The sequence below is a fragment of the Micromonospora sp. D75 genome (assembly GCF_018070405.1).
Classification (GTDB): Bacteria; Actinomycetota; Actinomycetes; order Mycobacteriales; family Micromonosporaceae; genus Micromonospora; species Micromonospora chalcea.
In genome coordinates, this window is record NZ_JAGPXV010000210.1 from 1 (window position 1) to 8,777 (window position 8,777).

General features: G+C 74.6%; 7 protein-coding genes. 1 reads left to right on the forward strand and 6 read right to left on the reverse strand.

What is annotated here, in order from left to right; translation table 11 throughout:
* On the forward strand, nucleotides 1-1,063 hold a 1,063-nt coding region (locus KBX39_RS14845; protein ID WP_210871094.1), incomplete at its 5' end, for a metallopeptidase TldD-related protein.
* Here the strand turns inward: KBX39_RS14845 and KBX39_RS14850 are convergent.
* The 6 genes from KBX39_RS14850 to KBX39_RS14875 form a co-directional block, all read right to left on the reverse strand.
* Nucleotides 1,047-1,829 (reverse strand): hypothetical protein, encoded by a 783-nt coding sequence (locus KBX39_RS14850; RefSeq protein ID WP_064447388.1) that lies wholly within the window; start codon nucleotides 1,827-1,829, stop codon nucleotides 1,047-1,049. The genes KBX39_RS14845 and KBX39_RS14850 overlap by 17 nt on opposite strands.
* Before the next feature lie 11 nt (nucleotides 1,830-1,840).
* Complete coding sequence (locus KBX39_RS14855) at nucleotides 1,841-2,983, reverse strand: ABC transporter substrate-binding protein (protein ID WP_247660213.1); 1,143 nt, start codon at nucleotides 2,981-2,983, stop codon at nucleotides 1,841-1,843.
* 508 nt (nucleotides 2,984-3,491) lie between these two features.
* On the reverse strand, nucleotides 3,492-5,204 hold the full coding sequence (locus KBX39_RS14860; RefSeq protein WP_043325235.1) for an ABC transporter substrate-binding protein: 1,713 nt from the start codon (nucleotides 5,202-5,204) through the stop codon (nucleotides 3,492-3,494).
* A complete protein-coding gene (locus tag KBX39_RS14865) occupies nucleotides 5,201-6,433 on the reverse strand; it encodes a DUF885 domain-containing protein (RefSeq protein ID WP_210871096.1) in 1,233 nt (410 codons plus the stop codon). The genes KBX39_RS14860 and KBX39_RS14865 overlap by 4 nt, the downstream gene beginning before the upstream one ends.
* Entirely contained in the window at nucleotides 6,430-8,130 is a 1,701-nt protein-coding gene (locus KBX39_RS14870) for an ABC transporter substrate-binding protein (protein ID WP_210871098.1), read from the reverse strand. The genes KBX39_RS14865 and KBX39_RS14870 overlap by 4 nt, the downstream gene beginning before the upstream one ends.
* Nucleotides 8,127-8,777 (reverse strand): aminotransferase class V-fold PLP-dependent enzyme (locus KBX39_RS14875; protein WP_210871100.1); only part of this gene is annotated, 651 nt, incomplete at its 5' end. The genes KBX39_RS14870 and KBX39_RS14875, both read right to left, overlap by 4 nt.

The window sequence follows — 8,777 nt, forward strand, 5'->3', positions numbered from 1 at the left end:
GTGGCGGACGCCGTCCTGGGCGGAACCGCCCGGCGGCACCTCGGTCGACGCGTTCGGAGACGTGCTGCCCGGCCTGGCCGACGCGTTCGCGGCGGCCGGGCAGCGGCGGCTCTACGGCTACACCGAGCACCGGGTGGTCACCACCTACCTCGCCGCGTCGACCGGCGCCCGCCTGCGGCACGCGCAGTCCACCGGCCTGTTCGACCTGAGCGTGCGCGACTGCGACGACTCGACGTGGGCCGGCGTGACGGCGCCCGACCTGACCGGACTGGACGTGCCGGCGCTCGCCGCCGAGCTGTCCGCCACGCTGGCGCGGCCCGGCCGCCGGGTCGAGCTGCCGCCGGGACGGTACGAGGTGCTGCTCACCCCGAACTGCGTGGCCGACCTGATGCTCCACCTCTACCTGGCCGCCGGGGCGCGCGGCGCGCTGGACGGGCGTACCGCGTTCAGCCGCCCGGACGGCCGGCTGCCGCTCGGCGAGCGCCTCACCGCGTTGCCGCTGACACTGCGCAGCGACCCGGACCATCCGCTGCTGCCCTGCGCCCCGTTCACGGTCAGCCGGGGCACCGACGACCTGACCGCAGTGGTCGACAACGGGCTGCCGCTGCGGCCGACCCGCTGGATCGACGAGGGTGTGCTGACCGCGCTCGTGCAGACCCGGCACACCGCCGAGCAGACCGGCGCGCCGCTCACCCCGATGGTGGACAACCTGGTGCTGGAGGGCGGGCCGGACGCGCCGACGCTGCCCGAGATGGTGCGCTCCACCCGGCGCGGCCTGCTGCTCACCTCGCTGTGGTACCTGCGCGACGTCGACCCGGCGTCGCTGCTGCTGACCGGCCTCACCCGCGACGGCGTGCGGCTGGTCGAGGACGGCGAGATCGTCGGCACTGTGCACAACTTCCGGTTCAACGAGAGCCCGCTGTCGCTGCTGGCCCGGGCCACCGAGGCCGGGCGGCCGGTGCCGGCGCTGCCCCGGGAGTGGGGCGACTACTTCACCCGGATGGTGATGCCGCCGCTGCGGGTGCCCGACTTCCTGATGTCGGCGGTCAGCCCGGCGACGTGAACAGCGCGGCGAACCGGTCCAGGGTGCGCCGGTCGTACACGAGCTGTTTCTGCGGCGGGTACGGACGCCGTGGCGGCGGCACGTACCCGGGCTCGCCGCGCCGGGGCAGCGTCCCGTCCGGGCGGCGCAGGTGCGGCCCGTGGAAGAACCAGCAGAGCTGGCCGACCAGCTCGGCGAAGACCAGCGGGTGCAGGTCGGGCGGGTACATCGCGAGGTGGCAGCGGGTGGCCCGGAACTCGCCGCGCGGCCCGAACGTGTTGCCGAACAGGACGTGTCCGAAGACGTCGTGCACCGCCCGGAAGATGTCGTTGTGCAGCAGTTCCTCCCCGCCGGCCCGGACTCCGGCGGGGGCGCGCAGCGGATGGTCGCCGTCCGCGCCGGCCGGTCCGTGCCCGTGGCGGGTGAGGAAGACGTGCAGCAGGCCGGTGGCGCGGACCCGCGCGACCAGGTCCCGCGAGTCCCGGTACGGCTGCCCCGGCCCGGTCCACGGCAGCACCCGGATGCCCGCCTCGCCGATCAGCCGGAACTGCCGCAGGTTCTCCGCGGCCAGCCGGGCGTACCCGCGGGCCGTGCCGGCGGTGACCATCGGCGCGGCGTCGTAGCGGTCGGCCACCTCCCGGCAGAAGTCCTCGTCCAGGCGCAGCGGCTCGGCGGCCAGCCGGTCCAGCCGGACGGCGGGCACGCCCGCGCGCGCCGCCGCCCGGTCGGCGTGGGCCTGGGCCAGCTCGCCGAGACGTACGGTGAGACGGTGGTCGTCGCCGCTCATCGGCCCGGGCGTCAGTCCTCCCCCAGCCACAGGTTGGTCAGGTCGCCGTTGAGCACCGGGTACGGCAGCCAGTTGCGCACCCGGTGCCCGCGCAGCCAGTACTGGTGGGCGAAGAGGATCGGCACCACCGCGCAGTCGCGCAGCACCTCCCGCTCGGCGGCCCGCCAGTGCTCGTTCGCGGCCCTCTCGTCGGCGCAGCTCAGCGCCGCGTCGATGTGCTCGTTGACGACCTCGTTGTGGTAGTGGCCGAAGTTCGACCCCCAGTCGTCGTTGCCGGAGACGCCGGAGCTGTCGAAGAGGGCCTGGAGGTAGACGCGGGCGTTGTTGCCGTGCCAGTCCGGCTCCCAGCCGGACAGCGCCACGTCCCAGCGGCCCTCGCGGGCGCCGTCGGCCCGGCCCAGGTATGTGCCGAACAGCTCGGTGATGCCGGCCGGGACGAGGTCGAGGGTGATGCCGGCCCGGGCGGCGGCGGACCGGACCACCCGCGCGGTCTCCGGGTGGATGTCCCGGTCCCGGTAGACCAGCTTCAACGTGAGCCCGTCGGGGTAGCCGGCGTCGGCGAGCAGCCGGCGGGCCAGCTCCGGGTCGCCGGCGCCGTCGTTCGCCGCGTACGGCGCGAACGGCCGGTGCGCGCGGCACAGCGGCGGCAGGATCTGCTCGGCGATGTCGTTGAGGCGACGCCCGCCCCAGACCTCGGCCACGGCGGTCTTGTCGATCGCGTACTGCAACGCCTCCCGGACCTCCCGGCGGCCCAGCGCACCGCCCTCGTTCGGGCTGAGCACGTTGATCACCAGGTACGGGCTGAACAGACCGGCCGGGCAGACCTCCAGCCGGGGGTCCCCGGCGGCGAACATCTCCGGCAGCCGCTCGGTCAGCGGCTGGATGTCCCACAACATGTCGGCGTCACCGAGGATGACCATGTCGTGGCAGGTCTTCTCGTCCAGCCCCTGCCGCACCTCGATGCGGTCCACGTGGGCGGCACGGACCGGGTCGGTGGCCGGGTCCCAGGTGCGGCTGCGCTCCAGCGTGATCAGCCGGTCCGGCTCGTAGGCGGTGATCCGGTACGGCCCGATCGAGCCGAGTCGCTGGTCCAGCTCGGGGCTGCCGGGCACGAACCAGAGGTACTCCTCCGGCGCCGGGGAGGCGAACGGCAACGCCAGGAGGTTGAGGAAGTCTCCAGGTAGGGCGCCACCACGTTGAGGTCGCGGGGCAGGGTGAGCAGGTCGTCGCGGAACTCGGCAAGCCCTTCGACGGTGCTCAGGTAGTAGGGCAGGCCGGGGCTGGGCGCCATCGGGTGGGCCAGCCGCTTGATGCCGCGTACCACGTCGGCGGCGGTCAACGGCCGGGGTCCGTTGGGCAGGTCCCAGCGCAGCCCGTCGCGCAGCGTGAACCGGTAGCGGCGGCCCTCGGCGTCGTACGGCCCGTCCGCCGCCACCGCCAGGTCCGGCACCAGGTCCCCGGCCCGCCGGTGGTCGCGGGTCGACGGGTAGGTGACCAGCTGCCGGGTGTACGCGCGGACGATCCCCCGGGTCACCGTGTGGTACGCCAGCGCCGGGTCGAGGTGGTCGACGTCGCCCGCGCCGACCAGGGTGAGCGTGCCGCCGCGGCGCGGGCCGTCCGCGCCGGGGATCAGTCCGAGGTCCGTCGATGCGTCTGCCGTGGTCATGCGGACTCCTCCAGCCAGAGGTTGGACAGGTCGAACCAGCGGTCCACCGTGGGCATGGCGATCGCGTTGCGGACCCGCCGGCCCTTGCGGTGCGGGATGGTCGGGGCGTGCACGAGGATCGGCACGATCGCGGCGTCCCGCATGACGCACAGGTCGACCTGGTGCCACAGTTCGGTGGCGCGGGCCCGGTCGGTGGCGCCGAGCGCCTCCTCGATCAGCCGGTCGACCTCCGGATTGCTGTAACCGCCGTAGTTGCTGGTGCCGCGGGACGTGTTGGTCTGGAACATCGGCTGGACGTAGGTGCGCCCGTTCGGGCCGAACCAGTCGGGCGTCCAGGACGGGGCGGAGATGTCCCAGGCGCCGGCGCGGGCGTTGGCCGGGTCGCGCAGGAACTGGTAGTACTCGGCGTGGCCGAGCGAGACCAGACGGACGCTGATGCCGCCCTTCTCCAGGTCGGCGGCGTAGGAGCGGGCCACCTCCGGGTTGGCGTCCACGTCCCGGTGCACGGCGGTGAGGGTGAGCCCGTCCGGGTAGCCCGCCTCGGCCAGCAGCGCCCGGCAGCGCTCCGGGTCGCCCCGGTCCCCCGGTGTCGGGTACAGGTTGAAGTCGACGTGCCCGTCGTTGCCGGGCGGGATCGCCGTGTGCCCGGACAACATCACCGTCCCGGCCTCCAGGCCGTGGTAGATCTCGGCGATCGCCGCCTTGTCTATCGCGTACGCGATGGCCTGGCGCACCTTGAGCTTGCTCATCGCCCGGTCGGCGTTCGGGCTGAGCAGGTTGAACACCAGGTACGGGTTGAGCGCGTAGCCGAGGTCGTTGCCCGGGTCGGTGGGCGCCACGTCGTACGGCTCGGTGATCGGTGACGCCCAGGACAGGTCGGCGCGGCCACTGTCGATCACCTCCCCCACCTGCTGCGGGCTGGCGATCTCCATGGTCACCTCGACCCCGTCCAGGTACTGCTGGCGCACCGGGTCGGACGCCTTGCGCCACACCGGGTTGCGGTCCAGCCGCACCGACTCGCCGTGGGCGTAGTGGGTGATCCGGTACGGCCCGTTGGAGCGCACCCGCCGCCGGAACTCCGCGCTGTCGGGCAGCACCTCGTCGTACTCGACCGGGGCGGCGGAGGCGCACTGCAGCGCCAGGATGTGCAGGAAGTCCACCGCCGGGCGGATCAGGTCGAAGACGATCGTCCGGTCGTCGACGGCGCGGACGCCGGCGATCTCGTGGTTGTTCTGGAACGCGGCCAGCTCGGCGGCGGCCGGCTCGGCCGAGGTGATCGCGGCGGCGTACGCGTCGCAGTACTCGGCCATACCCCGGATGGTGCTGGTGAAGTAGCCGATCCCGCCGGCCTGCAACACCGGGTTGGCCATCCGCTTGAAGCCGCGCACGAAGTCCCCGGCGGTCACCTCGCGGGGCGGGTCGGTGTCCCAGTACACGCCGGGGCGCAGCCGGATCGTGTAGCGGGTGTGGTCGGCGCTGATGCCGCCGTTGTCCACTGTCGGCACCGCCTCGGCCACGTCGGGCACGGGCGTGACGGCCGACGGGTCGCGCAGGTCGGCGACCGGCCGGTAGGTGAACAGCTGGCGGGCGAAGAGCCGGATGATCTGCCCGCCGAGCATGTAGTAGGCGCAGGCCGGATCGAGATGGTCCATGCTGCCGGGCCCGTAGAGCCGCAGGATTCCCCCGTACCGGGGCTGGCCGCCGTTCATCGACACACACCTTTCGTCGTCTCTGCGGTCCCCGCCACGTCGGCGCGCAGCTGCGACGGCAGCAGCGGCTCCCGCAGCAGCGTGTCGAAGCGGTCGGCGAGGCTGGTGTCCGGCTCGCGGGCGGCCAGCCAGGCGTCGACCAGCCGGCCGCCCTCGGAGTAGGTGACTGAGTACGCGCGCCACAGCGGGTCGGCGGCGAACGTGACCATCTGCTCGGCCCGGTCGGGTGGCAGCAGCATCCACCGCCGCAGGTAGGCAAGTGCCTCCGCCCGGTCGCCGCCCTCGTCGTGCAGGAGCAGGGCGGCGTCGATGCGGGCCGGCAGCAGGCGCACGATCAGGCCGCGCATCCGCTCGACCCGCTCGCCCTCGACGTGGACGCCCTCCCCGGCCAGGATGCCGGCGGTCCACTCGCCCCAGCCGGGGCCGAGCACCGCGTCGACCGCCGCCTCGGCCAGGCCCTCGGTGACCAGGCACCGGGGTGTGTCGACCAGGGCGATGGTGTGCTCGTCCTGGCCGCCGTCGCGGACCAGGCCGGCCTCCTTCAGGCAGTGCTCGGTGTGGTGGCCGGGGTACGACTCGTGCGCCACGATGATCGGCAGCGCGGCCACCGACCGGCCGCTCGCCGCGTTCAGCGCCACGGCGGAGCGGAAGCCGCCCAGGTAGCTGTTGTACGCGTTCCACGGCGCGTCCCGGACCACCGTGTACTCGACGCGCTCGGTCCCGGGCAGGCCGAACCGGTCCCGGGTCCGCTCGCGCAGCGCGTCGGAGACCGCCTGCACGCAGCGGTGCAGCCGTTCCGGCGGGACGGTGTTGCGCCGGTAGAACTCCTCCACCCGGTCCACGAGCGGTCCCGGCCCGGGCAGCAGCGCGTCGATCTCGTCGTGCACCGCCGCGTACCGCTCCGGCGGGGTGCGGGTCACGTCGACGTCGTAACAGGCGCGCACCTCGTCCCGGAACGACATCGGCGTGCCGGCGAGCCGGTCGGCGACCGCGCGCAGCGCGGCGAGCTGGGCGGTGAGGTACCGGCGGCGGGCCGGTTCGAGGTCGCTGTCGCCGAGGGCGGCGAGCGTCCGGCCGGCCTGGCGGGACAGCTCGCGGGGGTCGGGCGGCGGTTCGGCGGCGACCTGGTCGCGCAGCGCCGGGTCACCGTAGTAGCAGTCGACGAGCCCGTCGACCAGCCGGCCGAGGCGCAGGCCGAGCAGCAGGTAGTCGCGGACCAGCGGGTTCACTCGTCCACCCCCGGGCGTGCGGCGGTCAGGTCCACCGCGTACCCCTGCGGGGGCAGCGGCGCGATCCCGTCGACCCGGTCCGGTCGCCTCGGCGCGGCCACCGGCGCCCGGTGCAGGATCGGCACCACCGCCACGTCGGCGACCGCGCGCTCCGCGGCGGCCCGCCAGGCGGCGTCGGCCCGCCACGGCTCCGGCGCGTCGAGCGCCCGCTCGATCAGCGCGTCCACCTCGGGTGCGGCGTAGCCGCCGTGGTTGGCGCCGCCGGGCACCGGGGTCGCCTGGAGCATCGCCTGCGCGAAGACCCGCCCGTTGTGCTCCAGCCAGTCGGGTACGCGCGCCGCCACCGCGAGCTGCCAGCCGCCGGCGGTGGCGGGGGCGCGCAGCGCCTCGGTGTACGCGGCGTCGGCGAGCCCGACCGCCCGGGTCGGCAGGCCGGCCCGGGTGAGGTCGCTCGCGCAGGCGTGCGCCACCTCGGGTCCGAGGCCGGAGTGCGGGTGGATCAGGACCAGCGGCGTGCCGTCGGCGTGGCCCGCCGAGGCGAGCAGTTCGCGGGCCCGCGCCGGATCACCGGTGGGGTACGGATCGGCCGTGTCGTGCCCGGCGTTGCCCGGCGGGATCAGCGAGCCCGCGATCCGTACCGGCACGCCGGGGCGGTGCCGCCGGTACAGGTCGGCCACCGCGGCCTTGTCCACGGCGAGCGCCACGGCCTGCCGTACCCGGGGGTCGGCCCAGACCGGGTCGCGCAGGTTGAGCAGGAGGTACGGGTCGAGCGCCCAGCCGAGGGCGCCGTCGCCGTCGACCGGCTCGGCGGCCGGCAGCCCGCCGACTGCGGGCGCGACCGGCACCTCGGCCGGCGCGTCGGTGGGCTCCGCGTCGGCGCGGCCGGCGCCGTCGCTCAGGCGCAGCTCCACCCGGTCGGCCTCGGCCCGCCGGTACGGGTCGGCGGCGGGCTCCCAGGCCGGGTTGCGGACCAGTTCGACCCATTCGCCGGGCCGGTGCCGCCGCACCCGGTACGGCCCGTTGGCGCGCAGGTGGGCGGCGGCCTCGGGGCTGCCGGGGACGAACGCGTCGTGCTCGACGGGCACCGCCGACGCCGCGGGCAGCGCGAGCATGTGCACGAAGTCCAGCGCCGGCCGGGCCAGCTCGATGACGAGCGTCTCGTCGTCGAGCGCGAAGACGCCGGGGATCTCGTGCGCGTTCTGGTACGCGGCCAGCGTCGCCGCGTCCCCGGCCCGGTGGGTGGCCTCCGCCGCCCAGGCGGTGGCGAAGTCGGCGAGGCCGCGCACGGTGCTCGCGAAGTACGCGAGCGACGGTGAGGGCCGGACCGGGTTGCACATCCGTTTGAAGCCGCGGACCACGTCGTGCGCGGTGACCGGACGCCGGTCGGGGGTGTCCCAGCGGACGCCGGGGCGCATGTGGAACACGTAGCTGCGGTGGCTGGCGCCGAGCCCGGCGTTCCAGGTGGAGGGGACCTCCAGGGCGAGGTCGGGCACCGACGTGACGGCCTGCCAGTCGCGGACGTCCCGGGCGGTCTGCCAGGTGACGAGCTGCCGGGTGTGCAGCCGGACGAACGGGGCCGCCGACGCGGGGGCGCAGCTGGGGTCCAGCGGTGCGGCGTCGGTGGGCGCGACCACCCGCAGCACGCCGCCGCGCCGCCGCGCGGTGGCCGGCTCCGGCCGGTACGGGGCGACGGTCATGACAGCTCCCGGACGAGGTCGGCGATGGCGTCGACGGCGAGGTCGACCTCCTCGGCGGTGTTGTAGAGGTGGGTGCAGATCCGGGCGGCGTAGTGCTGGTGCGGTGAGCCGGCGACGTCGAACTCGGTCCACCGGGTCCAGATCCGGTGCCGGCTCTCCAGCTCGTCGACGAGGCGGGCGAATTTGGTGATGTTCCAGCCGTCGGCCCGGTCGGGGAACGGGTTGAACGCCACCAGCGGCGCGGTCAGCCGGTCGTCGGTGAGCGGTGAGTACAGCGACTCGACGCCGAACCGCTCGACGATCCGGGCGCGGGTGTGCGCGCCGAGCGCCACCGCGTGCCGCTCGATCCGGTCCCGGCCGATGCGGTCCCACAGCTCGCACGCCTTCGCCAGGGCGGCGCCCCGGGCGATGCTGGCACTGCCGGCGCTCTGCAGGTAGTCGCCCATGTTGTAGCTCTCCACCCGGGTGGTGGTACGCGGTGGCGGGGCGCCCATCATCGGGTACCAGGTGGAGATGACCGGCCAGAACGTCGGCAGCGGCAGCGGGTTGTGCTCGGGGTGGACCTTGTTGCGGACGTAGAGCAGCCCGGTGCCGAGCGGCCCGCACTGGAACTTCGAGCCGGAGCAGGTGACGAAGTCGGGTCCGAG

What these genes read in the sequence shown, in the direction of transcription:
- KBX39_RS14860 (WP_043325235.1), bottom strand. Translation starts at nt 5,204, where the DNA reads ATGAACGGCGGCCAGCCCCGGTACGGGGGAATCCTGCGGCTCTACGGG.
- KBX39_RS14870 (WP_210871098.1), bottom strand. Translation starts at nt 8,130, where the DNA reads ATGACCGTCGCCCCGTACCGGCCGGAGCCGGCCACCGCGCGGCGGCGC.
- KBX39_RS14850 (WP_064447388.1), bottom strand. Translation starts at nt 1,829, where the DNA reads ATGAGCGGCGACGACCACCGTCTCACCGTACGTCTCGGCGAGCTGGCC.